15 protein-coding genes are annotated in these 17655 nt (G+C 50.1%); 14 read left to right on the top strand and 1 reads right to left on the bottom strand.

Translation table 11 applies throughout. From position 1 onward, the window contains the following. Nucleotides 1-32 precede the first annotated feature (32 nt). The 3 genes from G8768_RS14365 (at nucleotide 33) to G8768_RS14355 (ending at nucleotide 4089) form a co-directional block, all read left to right on the top strand. The gene (locus G8768_RS14365; protein WP_166845534.1) at nucleotides 33-671 is read left to right on the top strand and encodes a bifunctional 4-hydroxy-2-oxoglutarate aldolase/2-dehydro-3-deoxy-phosphogluconate aldolase; all 639 of its coding nucleotides are present in this window, start codon (nucleotides 33-35) and stop codon (nucleotides 669-671) included. Nucleotides 672-896: 225 nt separating this feature from the next. Further along, on the top strand, nucleotides 897-3194 hold the full coding sequence (locus tag G8768_RS14360) for a TonB-dependent receptor (RefSeq protein ID WP_166845536.1): 2298 nt from the start codon (nucleotides 897-899) through the stop codon (nucleotides 3192-3194). 112 nt (nucleotides 3195-3306) lie between these two features. Further along, nucleotides 3307-4089 carry an SDR family NAD(P)-dependent oxidoreductase gene (locus tag G8768_RS14355; RefSeq protein WP_166845538.1) on the top strand — a complete coding sequence of 261 codons (783 nt, stop codon included), beginning with the start codon at nucleotides 3307-3309 and terminating at the stop codon, nucleotides 4087-4089. Nucleotides 4090-4108: 19 nt separating this feature from the next. On the opposite strand, the gene G8768_RS14350 is transcribed toward G8768_RS14355, so the two are convergent. Then, complete coding sequence (locus tag G8768_RS14350; RefSeq protein ID WP_166845541.1) at nucleotides 4109-4840, bottom strand: FadR/GntR family transcriptional regulator; 732 nt, start codon at nucleotides 4838-4840, stop codon at nucleotides 4109-4111. 342 nt (nucleotides 4841-5182) lie between these two features. Between G8768_RS14350 and G8768_RS14345 the strand changes: the two genes are divergently transcribed. The 11 genes from G8768_RS14345 (at nucleotide 5183) to G8768_RS14295 (ending at nucleotide 17652) form a co-directional block, all read left to right on the top strand. After that, on the top strand, nucleotides 5183-6766 hold the full coding sequence (locus G8768_RS14345) for a phytoene desaturase family protein (protein WP_166845543.1): 1584 nt from the start codon (nucleotides 5183-5185) through the stop codon (nucleotides 6764-6766). Nucleotides 6767-6780: 14 nt separating this feature from the next. Beyond that, nucleotides 6781-7935, top strand: a complete 1155-nt coding sequence (locus tag G8768_RS14340; protein WP_166845545.1) for a nitrilase-related carbon-nitrogen hydrolase — start codon at nucleotides 6781-6783, stop codon at nucleotides 7933-7935. Nucleotides 7936-7944: 9 nt separating this feature from the next. Further along, nucleotides 7945-8214: a hypothetical protein gene (locus G8768_RS14335; RefSeq protein ID WP_166845546.1), complete on the top strand. Its 270-nt coding sequence runs from the start codon at nucleotides 7945-7947 to the stop codon at nucleotides 8212-8214. Between the two features lie 31 nt (nucleotides 8215-8245). Continuing rightward, nucleotides 8246-9883 (top strand): thiamine pyrophosphate-dependent enzyme, encoded by a 1638-nt coding sequence (locus G8768_RS14330; protein ID WP_166845548.1) that lies wholly within the window; start codon nucleotides 8246-8248, stop codon nucleotides 9881-9883. Nucleotides 9884-9901: 18 nt separating this feature from the next. Further along, entirely contained in the window at nucleotides 9902-10987 is a 1086-nt protein-coding gene (hisC, locus tag G8768_RS14325) for a histidinol-phosphate transaminase (protein WP_166845550.1), read from the top strand. Beyond that, nucleotides 10988-12472, top strand: coding sequence for an aldehyde dehydrogenase family protein (locus G8768_RS14320; protein WP_166845552.1), 1485 nt, complete (start codon nucleotides 10988-10990; stop codon nucleotides 12470-12472). A gap of 24 nt (nucleotides 12473-12496) precedes the next feature. Next, nucleotides 12497-13681, top strand: a complete 1185-nt coding sequence (gene uxuA / locus G8768_RS14315) for a mannonate dehydratase (protein ID WP_166845554.1) — start codon at nucleotides 12497-12499, stop codon at nucleotides 13679-13681. A gap of 10 nt (nucleotides 13682-13691) precedes the next feature. Further along, nucleotides 13692-14684, top strand: coding sequence for a sugar kinase (locus G8768_RS14310; RefSeq protein ID WP_166845556.1), 993 nt, complete (start codon nucleotides 13692-13694; stop codon nucleotides 14682-14684). Beyond that, a complete protein-coding gene (locus G8768_RS14305; protein ID WP_166845558.1) occupies nucleotides 14668-15000 on the top strand; it encodes a hypothetical protein in 333 nt (110 codons plus the stop codon). The genes G8768_RS14310 and G8768_RS14305 overlap by 17 nt, the downstream gene beginning before the upstream one ends. Beyond that, nucleotides 14997-16127: a DUF819 family protein gene (locus G8768_RS14300; RefSeq protein WP_166845560.1), complete on the top strand. Its 1131-nt coding sequence runs from the start codon at nucleotides 14997-14999 to the stop codon at nucleotides 16125-16127. Before G8768_RS14305 ends, G8768_RS14300 begins: the two co-directional genes overlap by 4 nt. Before the next feature lie 91 nt (nucleotides 16128-16218). Then, a complete protein-coding gene (locus G8768_RS14295) occupies nucleotides 16219-17652 on the top strand; it encodes a sulfatase family protein (RefSeq protein WP_166845562.1) in 1434 nt (477 codons plus the stop codon). The last annotated feature ends 3 nt before the right edge of the window (nucleotides 17653-17655 follow it).

Below are 17655 nucleotides of genomic sequence, written 5' to 3'. Positions count from 1 at the left end.
TCCCATGATTAACTTGTTCGGACGTGTAAGCAGTGTCAAATACCAAAGATATCCTATCCCTTTCCCCTATCGTACCTGTCATCGTGATAAACCGGGTTGAAGACGCCGTTCCACTGGCAAATGCCATGGTGGATGCGGGCTTTAAAACCCTTGAAATCACCTTGCGTACTCCAGAAGCTTTGGGGGCTATTAGTAGGATTAAAGAAAATGTGGAAAATGTGGTGGTCGGGGCAGGCACCGTATTGAATGTGCGAGATGTTGCTAATGCTGTGAGCGCAGGTGCCGAATTCCTGGTAAGCCCGGGTTGTACCACCTCATTGTTGTCCGCCGCACTTTCGACACGTTTGCCATTTTTACCTGGCGTGAGTACCGCCTCCGAGGTAATGACTGTTCTGGAACGAGGCCTTAACTGTATGAAGTTATTTCCAGCTGAAGCCAGCGGTGGCACAGCGTTGCTGAAAGCCCTGCAGGGGCCGTTTCCACAGGTGAGTTTTTGTCCTACAGGTGGCGTCTCGCCAGCCAATCTGGATGCCTATCTGGCGTTGAATAATGTGATTTGCGTGGGCGGTAGCTGGATGATCGACAAGTCGGCCATGGAAAGAGGGGACTGGGATGAGGTGGGTCGACAGGCTCAGTTTGCTATGGAAGCATGCCGGAAAACGAATTATTAGTAGGATGATTGAATATCTATTTTGTAAAAATTTTAATATAAAGCCTTGTTTTTTGAGGTTTTGTTTATAAATTAAGCAAAAAATATCCATTTAATGGGTTTAAATGTGTTGACCGATGCTAATTAATGGGATTATATTACTCGTAAAGCAATGTGGTGAATGTTGATGCTTCACCGGTGGTCATTGCGAATGTGCATACATAATAAAGAAGAGGCGATAGATACGATGTTTAGCAAGCACACTGTAAATAGTTTGACCGCAGCTATTCTGGCGGCTGGTTCTGGCGTGAGTGTTGCGCAGGAAGGTGGTGATTCCCAGGCTCTGACGTTGGAGGAGGTAGTGGTTACTGCCCAGCGTCGTTCTGAGTCTTTACAGGATGTGCCTATCAGCGTGTCAGCGTTTACGGCGGAGTCCCTTGAAAAGTCCAATATTACCGAGGCGGCCGACTACCTTGCGATGACGCCCAACGTTGGTTTCTCCGAAGATGGCGAGGGCGGTAGCCGCAGTATTAACATCAGTATCCGTGGTGTAAGTAATGTGACGCTGGATGGTGTGTCAACGGCGAACTCTATTGGTTACTACATTGATGAGCTGTCGGTAGGCAGTGTTGCCCAGGGTACGATTAATCCACAGCTGCAAGATGTCGAACGCATTGAAGTGTTGCGTGGCCCCCAGGGCACTTACTTTGGTCGAAACGCCGTCGGTGGGGCGCTGAACATCACAACCAAAAAGCCCGACGAGAATTTTTACTTCGAAGGTTCTGTCAGTGCCGGTAACTTCGGTACTCGTGGTGCGGAAGCGATCATCAATCTGCCAATCAATGATCGACTGATGGCTCGTGCGGTCATGGCCTATGATGAATCCGATACCCCGATTACCAATGTTAATCCCCTGGGTAACGACCCTTTCTATGAGTATGGCACGGGCAGATTGTCGATCCGAGCGTTGCCGAGTGACGACGTGACTCTCGATTTAAGTATCACCCACACCAAAGAAGATGAGGGTGGGGATATCAGTATTCCAACCGGCGTTGTCGATTTGGATACACAGTCCATCTTCGGCATTGGTGCTCATGATGCGATTGATTCCGGTCAGGGTTTCTACCCAAACAACAAACGTCGCATCGATCGTGATTCCCGAGAGCTGAACGAAAAGTCTTTCACTATTGTGAACGGTCGCGTGAACTGGGATCTGGATGGCATGGTGTTCACTTCGGTAAGCGGTTGGTTAGACAGCTCCTTCGATCGTGTTGCTGATCTGGATGGTATTCCATTTACTTTTGGTCCGCTGCCTCTTCGTCGTGTAAACGATTACACTGGTGAGTCAATCAGTCAGGAATTCCGTTTGCGTTCCGATGGTGACAATGAAATCGATTGGACGGTGGGTGTCTTTTACGTTGAGGACGAGCTGCGTCGTGCCAATCAGATTCAAATTATGCCGGATTCCGATCCAAACGCCGCCAATCCATTAGGCTTTATTAACAACAACCAGCAGTACGCCAAATATGAAAGTTCGGCATTGTTTGGTGAGATGGTTTGGCATATTGACGAAACTTTGGATCTGACCCTGGGGGGGCGTTATTCCCGTGACAAGGTCACCGTTTCTGAAATTGATTTTAATCGAGGTCCAGACCCGATTCGCGATAATGTCAGCTTTAACGATTTCTCTCCACGCGTGGTTCTGCGCTATATGCCTAATGAGGACTGGACCTGGTACGGCAGTGTTGCCCAGGGTTATAAAGCGGGTGGCTCTGATGTGTCTGGCGGTTCGCGTACTGCGGGTGCGCGTTTCAAGCCGGAAGAGCTGATCAGTTATGAATTGGGTTTCAAAAGCAGTTTGATGGATGGTCGAGTGAACTTGTCTGGTGCAATCTTTGCCCTGGATTGGCAAGACTTCCAGGTGCAAACCAACCGTTTGGAAGATCCAACTGATATCAGCTCCGCCATTTCAACCACGCAGAATGCGGAAGAAGCCAGTGCCAAAGGTGTTGAGCTGGAGTTGACGGCGCTACTGACCGAAGGGTTAATTTGGTCGGCGGGCCTAGGTTATACCGATGCGAAATTTGATGACTACAAAGATGCTGTGTTGAAAGGCGAAACCAACGGCCAGCCAAACGTGATTGATGTGTCCGGTCAGCCTTTGCCAAGAACGCCCGAGTGGAGTGTAAATACAGCATTGGAATATCGCTTTTCAGTTAGCAGTTGGGATTCCTATGTTCGCGCCGAGTGGGCGTTCACGGATGACACCGTAAGTGATATCGAAGCGGTAGGTTCTTTGGTTGGCCGCACAGTGAATGGCGATGTGTTCTCGCTGCCAACTTATCCATACCAGATTGACAGCTATCAGGTGGTTAACCTGAGTGCAGGCATGGAAAGTGAAAACATTCGTGTATCTGCTTTCGTTAAGAACGCTTTGGATGAAGATTACTACACCGGCACTTCAGATAATTTTGGTGCGGCAGGTATTCGTATTCGACCTCACTATCGTGAGTTTGGCGTGAAGTTTACGTATATGATCCAGTAACGGTTGGCATACTCTCCTCGGGGCTAGTGAGTGCAAATGGCCCTTAAGTAAGGCATGTGTCCTGTTGGCGGGTGGCTGTGATGGTCGCCCGCTTTTTTTATGGAGGCCGTCAATGACAAAATTAATAGTGGTGAGTGGCGCGGCCGGAGCCTTGGGAAGTGAATTGCTCAAGCGGGCTCTTGAACAAAACTATTCCGTGTTGGCTCTGTTTCGAAATCACGAAAGTGAAGAAAAACTGCTGAAGCGCATTGCTCACCCTCAGTTGCATTATGCCGCTGTTGATTTTGCCCTGCCGGATTGTGCCGAAAAGTTGTGCGCTGCAATCAATAAGACATGCACGCATATTTTGAAGGGATCGCAAAGCTGCACGGTGTCCATGATTTTTAATGCGGCTTGCTATCCTTCATCCGGCGTTGCCGGTGCGCCCGCGCGCGAGCTGCAAGCCTGGCGGCATGTCATGATGGTGAATGCCCTGTCTGTTCAGCTGTGTCTGGCGCAGTTGACGCCTTTGGCAAAGCGGGGAGTGTTGGTGTCGGTGCTGGCAGTCAGTTCTTTGTCGGCTTATGTTGGATTGCCTGGCGATGCCTGTTACGCCGCAAGTAAGTCTGCACTTGAGCGGATAGTGGAATCCTATGCTTTAGAGTGGCGTGACTACTCGGTTTCTATGGGGTTATTGATCCCGTCTTCTTTTGCTTCGAATCTGCAAAAAGAAGCATCTTCAGGTGCGCAAGCGGCTGTCGGAGCTGGGCGGGTTGCCATTAGGGCGATGGATGCTTTGGCTGACGGTCTGCGGGATTTTCGTTATCCGGCAGACCCTGTTGCTGAAAAAGTTCTGGAGGAGCTGTCATCCGCTAAAAGAGAAAAGTTTTTGAGCCTGTTGAAAAGCTATTGTTGATGACGTTGGGCTCAAAAGCTCAGGCCTCTGTGGCCGGTTCGTCTTCAAAGTGGCTGCGGTTCTGGTTGAGCATTTCCACTGTCAGGCTGTGCGCGGTTTTTGCTTTGCCAGATGCGATGGACCAGGCGATTTGATGGTGTCGCTCCAAATCTTCCTTGGTGGTTTTCTCATCCTGGATTTTGCCCTGGGGAATGTGCGCTCTCAGGTAGGTAGAAATGGCGTGTTTAAAATGTGAGAGCACGGTGTTGTGGGATGCTTTCAGAATAGCGGTATGGAACGCGATGTCGGTTTCCATTTTTTTCTGCTGGTCCGAGCCGGCTGCAGCCATTTCTTCGTAAGCGGCAAGAATGGTAGCAATGTCTTCTTTGGTCGCGCGTTTGGCGGCGAGTTCGGCTGCTTTCGGTTCGATAATTCGGCGCAGTTCGATCAAGTCGAGCATGAATTCGCGGGTCGCGGTTTCCGGATCGGCATGCCAGGCCAGCACGTCCGGGTCGAGCATGTTCCATTCATCACGGGGGCGAACCTTGGTGCCGCTGCGGGGAGCCGTAGAGATCAGCCCTTTACCGGAAAGTACCTTTACCGCCTCTCGCAATGCATTGCGACCAACGCCGAGATTGGCTGCCAGCTCCTGTTCGATAGCCAGGGTGCTGCCTTGGGGGTAGGTGCCATTGGCTATGCGCCGTCCCAGTGTGTCGACCGCGGCATTAACCTGACCGCGGCTGTTTTTGCGAGGTGTTTCTGCTTTGCTCATTACGGATCCCTGGATGATTCTGTTCCGGCAGGTGCGACGCCACATGCCTGATGGCCGCCGTTTATTCTATCTAAATTAATTTATTGGATCTATTTAATTCTTATAAGATGGGATTATATATCTCTGGTTTTCTGTATCTCTGCTAAGCGACTTGCTTGTTTTGCTGATATTTTGGCGTCATTTCCAGTGTTTAATGCTGTTTTGTCGAAATTGGCAATTTCTCAATCATGGGATTATTGACAATTAATGGGATTATTATTAAATTGCTCTTATTGAGTCGGCCTGGGCTTGGGCCGCCTGTTTTTGAATTGAATGGCCTGTGTGCCGTGCTTGGGAGGTTTTATGGCGGATTGCGATGTAATCATTGTGGGAGGTGGGCATAACGGACTGATTTGTGCCGCCAAGCTGGTGAAAAGCGGCTTGAAGGTTATGGTGCTGGAGCGCAATGAGTGGGTTGGCGGTGGCGCTTTGACGCGCGAACTGACTCTGCCGGGTTTTAAGCATGATCCCTTTGGTTCTTCCCATGTGTGGATTCATTTGAATCCGGATTTCCAAGAACTCAAACCTGAGCTGGAAAAACACGGTCTCAAATATATCTGGTCTGATGATCAGATTACCGGCCACCCCAACAAATACGAAGGCGATGGCATTGTTGTTTACAAAGATGTCGATAAAACCTGTGACACCATCGCGGCCTATTCCAAAAAAGATGCTCAGCGTTATCGCGAAATCTATGAAGAGTTTGGTGAGATTCAGGAAGGTGTGGTTAAGGGCATGTTCTCGCCACCGGCACCGCCGAGTTATATGTATCAGGGCCTGGAAAATAACCCGGAAGGTCTAAAGCGCCTGCGGGACTATCAGTTGAGTTCGCGTCAGTTCACGCTGGAAAATTTTGAAAACGATCATGTTCGTGCCTTTATTCTGGGTTGGGCGATGGCGCCACAGACTTTACCAGACCAGTTGGGTACGGCTGCCGGTTTTTACGTGATGATCCCGAGTATTCACTACTACGGTCAGTCGATTCCCGAAGGTGGCAGTGGCATGTTGTCGGAATCCATGCGCCGTTACATTGAAGCTAATGGCAGTACGGTATTAACCGGCGCCAGCCTGGATAAATTTATTATCGAAGGTGATGAGTGTCGCGGTGTGCGTTTGGAAGATGGCCGTGAAGTGTTTGCTCGCAGCGGTGTCGTCAGTTCTCTGGATCCATTCCAGACCTACCTGAAAGGTTTTGAAGAAGATCAGCTTCCCGCTGGCTTTACCAATATGGTGAAGAACTTCAGCTTTGGCGATATCACGATTGCGCGTGTGCATTACGCGATGCATGAGGCACCGGAGTTCCATGGCGGTGCAGATATGAATGCGACGGCCTTCCAACGTATGTTCGGTACGGTTGCTGATATCGACAAGCAGTATCAGGAAATAGCGTCTGGAAAAATGCCTTCCGATCCATTCCTGTGGACGGCGGCCTGGACTCAGATGGATCCTACTCGTGCACCAGATGGCAAGCACACTTTGATCATGGATACCTTTGTTCCTGTGGATCTGGCCAGCGGTGAGAACTGGGAAAATCTGGGCGCAAAATACTGTCGTGACACCTTATTGAATCAGCTGCGTAATTACACCACCAATATGTCGGATGACAACATCATGGCGGAATATGTGGAAACTGGCCCCAGCCTGGCGCGCGCAAATTTGTGCTTCCATCGCGGTGTGACCACGGGTGGTGAACGAACCCTGGCGCAAATGGGGGCGTTCCGTCCATTCCCGAACTACGCCAACTATCGCGGGCCTGTGAAGAAATTTTATATGACCGGACCTTCTTGCCACCCCGGTGGTGGTATTTGTGGAATGGGCACCATTGCGGCAAACGAGATTCTTACGGATCTTGGTTTGAAGCAAGAAGACGATGACTTTGATTTTTAAGAAAGGGTAGAGACGTGGCTCAGAAAAGAATTGATCCGTATACCGCATTAATCATTCAACCTGAAGTGAATGTGGTAGATGACAGAGAAGGTATTCAGCTGAATTTGGAACGTGTGAAAAACATGATCCACTTCGGTGTGGGTTATCACTGGGAAGTGCCTGTAAAGCTGGTGGTGTTGCCAGAGTATTTTCTTCAGGGTGTGGGTACGCCCGGTAAAGGCGAAAGCAAAATTGAAGATCAACTGAAAAAAGCCGTGACCATTCCCGGTCCGGAAATTGATCAGTTGGGTGAAATTGCCAAAGAGTATGGTTTGTACATCTGCGGTGGTGGTGTAGTGGAATCTGTGCCGGAATTTCCCGATCGCTGGTTTAACACCAACTTTATTGTTGGGCCAAGCGGTGACGTCGTGTTGAAGTATCACAAATGGCACATCAATGCCTCACTGGGTTTGGGGACCAGTCCCCACGATATCTTTGATGAATATTGCGAACATTTCGGCGGCGGCATCAAGGACTTGTTCCCGGTGATCGATACCGAAATTGGTAAGCTCGGCACAATGACCTGTCATGATGGTTGTACTCCTGAAGTGTCGCGTGCTTTGGGTTACAACGGTGCTGAAGTGATTTGCCACCCGGGTGCAATTCAGGAGTTTGAAGGCGTTTCCGAACCATGGGATTTCTGGCGATTCACTCGCCGAACCCGTGCCCACGACAATATGTGTTATGTGTTGGGCGCCAACTGGGGCAGCGTAAACTATGACTTCTATCCGAAGGCGTTTTGCCCAGGACATTCTTTTGCCATTGATTACACCGGCATGATGCTGCGCGAAGCGCCGTACCCGAATGAGCAGGTGCTGGCGGTAACAGTAGATATCGAAGCGCTTCGTCAATATCGCACCAAGACCAACCACAATTGCTGGATTGATGTGCGTACGGAAGGCTTCCGTGAAATGTACACCAATCCAATTTATCCGCCGAATCGTTTCCCTTCCGGCAAACCACCAAAGGCATTGGTGGAAAAAATTACCATCTGTAAGGAAGTATTCGACGATTTGTATGAGCGTGGTCAATTTACTCCGCCGGCGGGAATGGGCCCCAAAGATGTGAGTGAACAGCTGCAAAAACGAATTGATTATGCCCAGCAGACAGGGCGTTTGAAAAAGTCCTAGGGTGCGGATATGAAAGTTAAAAGCAAACTGGCGGATATTGATTTTGAGTTTGGTCATTTTGAGTACAAAAAAGACCATCTGATTATTCACAGTCATCCCGATCAGAGTATGCAGAGCAAGGTCTATGTCAGCCCTGATGATGTGGTTTCCGCCTTGGGTAAAGCGCTCAAGGTTCCCATGGTGTGGTTATACATTCTGGCCTTTCCGGTTTTTTTGATTCGTTATCGCCGACGCAAGAATCAAAAATTGAAAGCCGGACAAAAACAGCAGCCAAAATAGCAATAGTGCAAAGATTTCAAGAGGTTTTATCATGAGTAAAATGACGGGCGGAGAAGCGATCATTAAATCGCTGCGTAAAAATGGTGTGGATACGGTATTTGCATTGCCGGGTGGTCAGTTGGATTTCCTGTTCGATGCCATGTACAAGGAAGGCGAGGGCATTCGCCTGATTCACACCCGCCATGAACAGGCGACAGCGTATATGGCCTATGGTTACGCGAAGTCTACTGGCAAGGTGGGTACCTGTGCAGTTGTGCCGGGTCCTGGTTTGTTGAATGCGGCTGGTGCCTTGTGCACGGCCTGGTCAAACTACGCGCCTGTATTGTGCATTTCCGGCCAGATTCCATCGACAGCCATTGGTAAAGGCTACGGCGATCTGCACGAAATTAATGATCAGCTGGGTATGATCAGCCATATCACCAAATGGTCTTCTTCCATCGATCATCCAGCAGAAGCTCCAGTCAAAGTGGCTGAAGCCTTTAAGCAGATGGCAACAGGTTATCCGCGTCCGGTTGAAATCGAAATGCCAATGGACATTATGGCATTGGAAGCCGAAGTGACGTTGCTGGAAGGTAATAACAATCATCCGAAGTTGCCTGTCGATGCCGATCAAATCAATGAAGCGTTGGGAATGCTGCAAAAGGCGAAAAAGCCAATGATTGTTGTAGGTTCGGGCGCTCTGGATGCGTATCAGCAAGTTCGCCAATTCGCCGAAGCGCTACAGATTCCAGTGATGGCCTGTCGCAGTGGCAAGGGCATTATGCCAAGCGACAACTACCTGAGTGCAAACTTCCCAATGGGCCACCGTCTGTGGGGTGATTGCGATGTGGTTCTGGCTATTGGTACACGACTCAACTGGCCGCTGACCATGTGGGGCAAAGACGATGACTTGAAAGTGATTCGTGTTGACGTCGACCCGACTCAGCTCAGCCGAATCTGCGAGCCCGAGTTGGGCATTGTTGCTGATGCGGGCGATGTGTTGGATGCCCTGTTGGCCGCGAACGGTTCATACCAGGCCGAGAGCCGCGAAGCCGAGCTGAGCGAATTGAAACAAGCCGTTGACGCTGACGTTCGTGAAAAAGTGGGCCCGCAAATGCAATATCTCGATGTCATTCGCGAAGAGCTGCCACGAGACGGTATTTTTGTCGATGAGGTAACTCAGGTCGGTTTTGTATCCTGGTACGGTTTCCCGGTTTATGAGCCTCGTCAGCACATCAGTGCGGGTTACCAAGGTACGTTGGGTTACGGTTATGCCACGGCGCTCGGTGTGATGGCCGGTAATATGGACAAGAAAGTTATTCAGGTCAGTGGCGACGGTGGCTTTATGTTTACCATGCAGGAATTGTCCACAGCCGTTCAGTATCAGTTGCCTCTGGTGACCGTTATTTTCAACGACCGTCGCTTTACCAATGTACAGCGTCAGCAGAAAGAGTGGTTTGATGGTCGAGTAATCTGTTCGGATTTACACAATCCGGATTTCGTCAAAATGGCCGAGAGCTTCGGTGCCAACGGGTTTAAGGCGTCTTGCCCCGAAACCATGCGCGAAGCGATTCGCAAGGCCTTTGATACCGCTGGTCCTTCGATTATCGAGGTGGAGATTAATGAATTCTTCCCGGCTCCGTGGCCGTTCCTGATGATGCCTCAAAATCGTCAGTCAGTGTGTTCTTAAAGTTGCCGAGAGTAAATTATGAGTAAGCTAAGTCCAGCACCTGGTGTGGCAAAGTTGGCGCCTTATAAGCAGGGCCAGAGTCAAATTGATGGCGTGGAAAACCCGATCAAGTTGTCTTCAAATGAGTCTTCCCATGGGCCATCTCCAGCGGCCTTGAAAGCTTATGAAGAAGTTGCACAAACCTTGAATCGCTACCCGGATGGCAGCCAGTACGAGTTGCGTAAAGCCATTGGAGACACTTATGGATTGGACCCGAACCGTATCGTTTGTGGCAACGGCTCGGATGAACTGATCCAATTAATGGTGCGTGCGTATGTTCGTCCTGGCGATGAAGCCCTGCTCAGTGAAAATGGTTTTATCATGAGCAATATCCACTGTGTCGCCCAAGGTGCTGAATTAGTGATTGCACCTGAAAAAGACTATAAAGTGGATGTGGATGCTCTGTTGGCTCGCGTTACGGACAAGACCCGCTTCTGTACCATCGCCAACCCGAACAACCCGACCGGTACCTTTATCGATTCTTCTGAACTGCGACGTTTGCATGCGGGCCTGCCCAAGGATTGTCTATTGTTGATCGATGATGCTTATGCTGAATATGTTTGGGGCGAAAGTTATGAAGACGGTTCGGCGCTGGTCGATGAGTTCGACAATGTCGTTATGACCCGAACCTTCTCAAAGATTTATGGATTGCCCGCATTGAGAATTGGCTGGGCTTACTGCCCGGAATCCATTGTCGATGCCAGTGGACGTATTCGTACGCCATTTAACACTAATGCTTCGGCGCTTGCAGCGGCTGCAGCCGCAGTACGTGATACAGAGTTTGTGGCCAAGGTAAAGGCTCACAATAAACAATCTCTTGAGCGCATTCAGTCAGTGGTACGTGACCTGGGCATTGAAGTTATTCCCAGTCAAACCAACTTCTATTTGCTGAAATTCCCGGAAGGGAACGGCAAAAGCGGTGCAGCAGCAGCGCAACATTTGATGTCTCGAGGCATTATTCCCCGCCCGGCTGGAGGGGATGATCAATACCTGAGGATCAGTGTTGGCCTCGACAGTGAAAATGATGCTGTACTGGCTGCACTGACAGAATACATGGAGCAATAAATGTCTACAGCGCTACACACTTTGTCGGAGCAAACAGAAGAGCGTTTAACGCAACCGCAGTCTTCCTGGATTGCCGGGCGTTTTATCGGTGGTTCCGACGTTCACGCGATTGTGAATCCGAGTACGGCTGAGGCAATCGCTGAATACTGCGCTGCTCAGCAAGCGGATGTGGAAGCGGCGGTCAGCGCTGCGCGAGAGTCTTTCGATCAGGAACGTTGGACAGGCCTGAGTCCAAGTGACCGCGGCAGGGCGTTATGGCGATTGGCTGATCTTATGGAAGAGCAGGCCGAGTTGTTGGCCGAAATGGAAATGCTGAATGCTGGCAAATCCTTAGCGGCTGCTCGCAATGGTGAAATTCCATTTGCCGCTGATTGTTTTCGTTACTTTGCCGGCTGGTGCTCCAAGCTCGATGGCGCGAGTAAAAAACTGGCGGGCATGCCCAGCGGCGAATTTATGGCGTACACCCATCGCGAGCCCGTCGGGGTCGCGGCGCTGATTGTTCCCTGGAACGGTCCATTGGTGCAGGCTTGTTGGAAGTTGGCACCTGCTTTGGCTGCCGGTTGCAGCTGTGTACTGAAACCGGCTGAAGAAACTCCCCTGACCGTTCTGTTGCTGGCCGAATTGGCCAAGCGAGCGGGCATCCCTGATGGGGTATTGAATGTTGTTCTGGGCGGTGCGGACATCGGTGCGCAATTGGTCGAGCATCCCCAGGTTGATAAGGTGTCGTTTACCGGATCAACCACTGTGGGTAAACGCATCGTGTCGGCCGCACAGGGCAACCTCAAAAAAGTGAGCCTGGAACTCGGTGGCAAATCCCCAATGATTGTTTTCCCTGATGCCGATGTGGATGCGGCGGCAGCGGGTGTGATCGATGGTATTTTTTCCAACGCCGGTCAGGTCTGTGTGGCCTCATCTCGTCTCTATGTTCACAGAGACATTTACTCGACGCTGCTGGAAAAATTAAAAGCTCTGGCTATAGCCATTGAGCCGGGGGACGCCCGAGATCCGAATGCGGGGATGGGACCGTTGATTTCCCAGCGTCACCGAGAAAGCGTGATGACGCATATTGAGCGAGCCCAGAGCCAGGGGGCTTCGCTGCTCTGTGGCGGTAAGCGCCTGAACCGGGAAGGCTATTTTATCGAGCCAACAATTTTTACCGATCTCAATAACGATATGGATTTGATCAAAGACGAGGTGTTCGGTCCGGTACTGGCCGTTCAGGTCTTTGATGATGAAGATGATATCGTCGCAATGGCCAATGACAGTGACTACGGTCTGGCGGCGAGTATTTGGACACAAGACATTTCACGCGCCCACAAAACCGCTGCAAAAATCAAAGCCGGTTTGCTCTGGATAAACTGCCATGGCTTACCGGATATGGCCGTGCCCTTTGGTGGTTATAAACAATCCGGTTGGGGGCGTGAGAATGGTGAAGAAGCAATTGCGCAGTACACTGAGACGAAATCCGTCATTGTTCGTTTGTAGTGTCGCAATAAGTTAGAGGTAGATATGCAGGAATCATGGCGTTGGTTCGGGCCTGATGACCCGGTCAGTTTGGAGAACATTGTTCAGGCAGGTGCCAGTCATGTGGTCAGTGCCTTGCACCACATTGCTGTTGGTGACGTTTGGCCGCTTGAAGATATTCAGGAGCGCAAACAACTTATTGAATCGGCGGGCTTGAAATGGAATGTGGTTGAAAGTGTCCCGCTTCATGATGACATCAAATTAGCGCGCCCTGGCGCAAAAGCTTATATGGAAGCCTATTGTCAGACTTTGGATAACCTCTCGCGTTGCGGCATCCATACGGTTTGCTATAACTTCATGCCCGTCGTGGATTGGACGCGAACCAGTCTGCGTTACAAGCTGGACAATGAAAGCTACGCTTTGCATTTTTCCATGGATGCTTTTGTTGCTTATGATGTGTATGTACTTTGTCGAAAAAATGCCAAAGACAGCTACTCGGATGCGCAACTCGTGTCGGCTAAACAGTACTTGGACCAGATGTCCCAGGAAGAAATAGATCAGCTCGAAAGCAATATCATTGCCGGATTGCCCGGCGGCTCGGATGCCTATGATCGCCAGAGTATTTCGGCATTGATCGAAGAATTTCTGGAAGTGGATGAAAAGCAGTATCAACAGAATCTGTTTGATTTTCTGAAAATGGTTGTCCCGGAAGCAGAACGTCTTGGGGTTAATTTGTGTATTCACCCGGATGATCCGCCGTTCTCTTTATTCGGTTTGCCACGAGTGGTGTCAACGGCAGACGATGTGCGTGCACTGTTCGAAGCTTCCCCCAGTGAAACCAATGGCCTGACCTTATGCGCAGGTTCGTTCGGTTCTCGTGCTGACAATGATTTACCCGCAATGGCGAAAGAATTTGGCTCTCGTATTCACTTTGTTCATCTGCGCAATGTGCAGCGCGATGAAGATGGTTCTTTCTATGAGTCGGAACACCTCAAGGGCGACAACGATATGTATGCCCTGACGAAGGTTTTGTTGGAAGAAGAGCAAAGCCGTCGTGCAGCCGGTAGACAAGATTGTGAAATCGCCATGCGACCGGATCATGGCCATTTACTGGGTGATGATGTTCACAAGAAAACCAATCCGGGGTATTCCATGTTAGGGCGCATGAAAGGCCTGGCGGAATTGCGCGGTTTGATTTACGGCTTGAAACGCAGCATGGGCGAGCAGTAAGGGCATCACTATGGCAACGGATTCCCTCTGGCAAGAAGCTCTCAATCCCCAGGCTCGCGTCGCGGTAATTGGCGAGTGCATGCTGGAATTGTCGATGAACGATTCCCTGTCACAGCCGCATTCCCTGTCAGCCAATATTTCCTATGGGGGCGATACATTAAACTCGGCCATCTATATGTCCCGCCTTGGGCTCAATGTGGATTATGTCACTGCCTTGGGCGATGATTCCTACAGTGATTGGATGATTCGCCAGTGGCAGGCTGAGGGCATCGGTTGTGGGCTGGTGTATCGCTATCGGTCCAGTTTGCCAGGTCTGTATGCCATTGAGAATGACGATTCCGGCGAACGTTATTTTCACTACTGGCGTAGCCAGGCGCCCGTAAAGCAATTGCTGGCGACGGAAGAACGTCGCGAAACCCTGTTCGCCGAATTGCAGGCTTATGATTTCATTTACTTCAGCGGCATAACTTTGTCTCTGTTTCGTGACAATGAGCTGGAATCGTTGTTTGATTTTCTCCAGACGTTTTGTGAGCAGGGCGGTGTGATTGCCTTTGACAGCAACTTTCGCCCCAAGCAATGGCCGGAGTATGAACGAGCCCGATATTGGTTCTCCAAGGCGTATCAGCTATCACGTATCGCTTTACCGACGCTGGACGATGAATTGGCGCTGTACCCCAAACAGGTGGATCAAGAGGCTATTGAACGCTTGAAGCGGGGTGAGCGCAAAGAACTGATTGTGAAAAAAGGTGCGGAGGGTTGCCTGGCTTTCTGGTTGGATCAGCAGCGAGACTGTCGAATAGAAGAGAAGGTATCCCTGGTTGATACCACAGCAGCGGGTGATTCCTTTAATGCCGCTTATATTGCTGCGCGCTGTCAGGGTGCTGACCCGGTTCAGGCCTGTCGAGATGCCCAACGTCTGGCGGCACAAGTGGTTCAGCACCGAGGGGCGATTTTGCCCCTGGAAAAAATGCCTTCGGGGGCCGCTTATGAAAGAGAGTTTTGAGTTTGTTCGCAAGCTGAACCAACAGGCGGTATTGGAACGGGGTGGAAATGAAATAGCCCCAAAAGAGCGTTCAACGGCGGTGAGTTTATTCTGTCGGGATCATCAGCTGGCCCGGATTATGGCGATGAGTGAACTGCTGAATTGGTCGCCCGCAGAACTGACAGAACATTTGCTGGATTGTATGTTGGCCGATGCGCACAACGGTTTTCTGGCTTCCTATGACAATAGCGATGTCCAGGAAAAAGATGATGAACTCCTGAAGTCCAGGGTGCGCTACTGGCGCGAAACATTGAATAATAACAAGAGGCAATCATGAGTCTTATCCCTGCTGATAATGTCATGGCGTTATACGCCGTATTACTTGGGTTGGCCTGTCTGGGGTTCTGGATCGATACACTGGAAATTGGTCGAAAGATTTCCGGTGTGGTTTGGGTGCTCCTGGCCGCCATGCTGCTGTCGAATTTCCACATTATTCCTTTTCAATCGTCGAGCTACGATTTTGTTGGCTCAAGCCTGGTGCCTCTGGCGATTCCTTTGTTGTTGTTTAAAAGCAATCTGCGGCGCATATTTAAAGACAGTGGCCGGGTTATGCTGGCGTTCCTTGTGGCGGCAGGTGCAACCACATTGGCAGCTATAGTAGGTTTTATGCTCTTTAATCTTGGCGATATCGGTGCCAAGGTTGCCGGGGTATACAGCGGCGGTTTTATTGGAGGAGCGGTAAACTTCCTGGCGGTCTCGAAAGTGGTCGGCATGAGCGAATCGGAATTCAGTACCGCCATCAGTGCCAGCAGCATTGTCAGTATGCTCGCTTTGATGCTCTTGTTGGCTATCCCTTCGGTTAAATGGATACTGCGATTTTTTAAAGGTAAATCGGCCGAGGAAAATCAAAACGAGGCTGAGTTTTCCAGCGATGGCAAGGTTGCTGCCCTTAAATTGTCCCATTTGTCCGGGGCACTCGCCCTGAGTTTTGCTATCTGTGCACTGTCGAATTTTCTAGCTCAGTTATATTCGGCCGAGCAATACAGTTTCTTAATTATCACCGTATTCAGTCTGGCCATTGCCAATATTTTTCCCAAAACCATGGCGGCGTTGGAAGGAGAGTTCGAGGCTGGTTTGCTATTGATGTATTTGTTCTTTGCAGTCGCAGGTGCCGGTACTGATATGTCTTCCTTCCTGGGTGTGGCTATCACCTTGTTCTTCTACGGCATGTTTATCATTCTGGGGCACTTGCTGATCACCCTGATTGTGTGTCGTCTCTTGGGCTTTAATCTCCAGGAAACTCTGGTCGCTTCTGCCGCCGCTCTGGTGGGGCCAGCTGTGACCGCGGCTATCGCTATTTCCAAAGGCTGGCGTGATCTGATAACGCCCGGGATTATGTGTGGCATATTTGGATACGCCATCGCGACCTTCATCGGTGTGGCGATCAGTAACTTTCTGGCGTAGTCATCGCCATTCAGATTTTTTGTCGTATCGCAGAAGTATAGGTAGAAAATGCGAATAGCCATTAACGTTTTTTTGCTCATTCGGTAACACCATGTCTTTATGCTTTCTCCAATATGGGCGCATGCGTTTTGTCGCGAGTCTGTTGTTAGTACTGGGCCTACAGGGCTGGGGTTTGCAGAGCCTTGCGCAGGGGGATGCTGACAAGCCCAATATAGTGTTGATTCTGGTGGACGATCTGGGGTTTGGCGATATTTCAGTAAATGGTGCTGAGAAAATACAAACACCGAACATCGATAGCATCGCAGCCGACGGCGCTAATTTCAGTCAGTTCTATGCCAGCGCCAATATCTGTACGCCTTCCCGGGCTGGTTTGTTGACGGGAATGTATCCCGTACGCACTGGCTTGGCCCATGGCGTGGTAACCGCTAATGATAAACGGGGTTTGCCAAAATCACTGGATACTCTGGCGACGATGCTGAAGCGCGCAGATTATCGTAGCAAAATGGTGGGTAAATGGCATTTGGGTAACTTTCCTGAATACAATCCGCTGGACTATGGATTCGATCAGTTTTTTGGTGCGCCGTTCAGCAACGACATGAAAGGCTTTGCTTTATACGATGGTCGAGAAAAAGTTCAAGGCCCGCTTGATCAAAGTTTGCTGACGTCCAATTACAGCAAAGAAGCCATCGATTTTATTCAGGATATGGCACAAGAGAAAGCTAAAAGCGATGTGGGGGCGGGCAGCGATGCAGGTAAAGACGAAAACCAACCTTTCTTTCTTTTCGTTTCTCACAATATGCCCCATATTCCTTTGTACGCATCGAAAGCATTTCAAGGGCGTTCCAAAGCCGGTGTGTACGGGGATGTGGTTGAAGAGCTGGATTGGAGCGTGGGTGAGATTATCAAAACCCTGAAAGCTCATGGTTTTTATGACAATACCATTATTGCTTTTACCAGTGACAACGGCCCGTTTTTTGAGGGCAGTGTCGCCGGCTTAAAAGGCGGAAAGGGTTCCACTTACGAAGGGGCCTATCGGGTTCCTCTGGTTTTGAGTTGGCCCGCTCGCTTGAAAGGTGGCAAAGAAATCGATGCCATTAGTATGAATATTGATTTGTTTCCCACCTTCGCTGAAGCTGCCGGGCTGACTATCCCGGAAGGTGATGTTGATGGCAAAAGCCTGTTAGCCGTTGTTGAGAGCAATCAGGCTCAGCATCAATTTCTGTATTTGTTTAATAATGAAAATGTGGTTTCCGTTCGCAGCCAAAACTGGAAATACCTGACGCGAAGTTATTACCGTCGCTCAATCGGGGATTTCTCAAACTTTGATGTATTGCCAGGCTTTAACCGGGCTTACGATCTGCTGTTCAAAATGAATGATGCGGATGGCGAGCAATACAGCCTGGCGGAGCGCCACCCGGAGGTGTTGCGGAAACACAAAGCGGAGTTGCAACGGGCGAGGAAGATATTTAATGCCTATCGGACTCGCCCAGAGGAAAAGGTTTTTCCGGAGCGCCCGGCTGAATAAACA

This window comes from Pseudoteredinibacter isoporae (assembly GCF_011602085.1).
GTDB lineage: Bacteria > Pseudomonadota > Gammaproteobacteria > Pseudomonadales > Cellvibrionaceae > Pseudoteredinibacter > Pseudoteredinibacter isoporae.
Note: the sequence above shows the minus strand (reverse complement) of the source record. Positions and strands in the feature narration are given on the sequence as shown.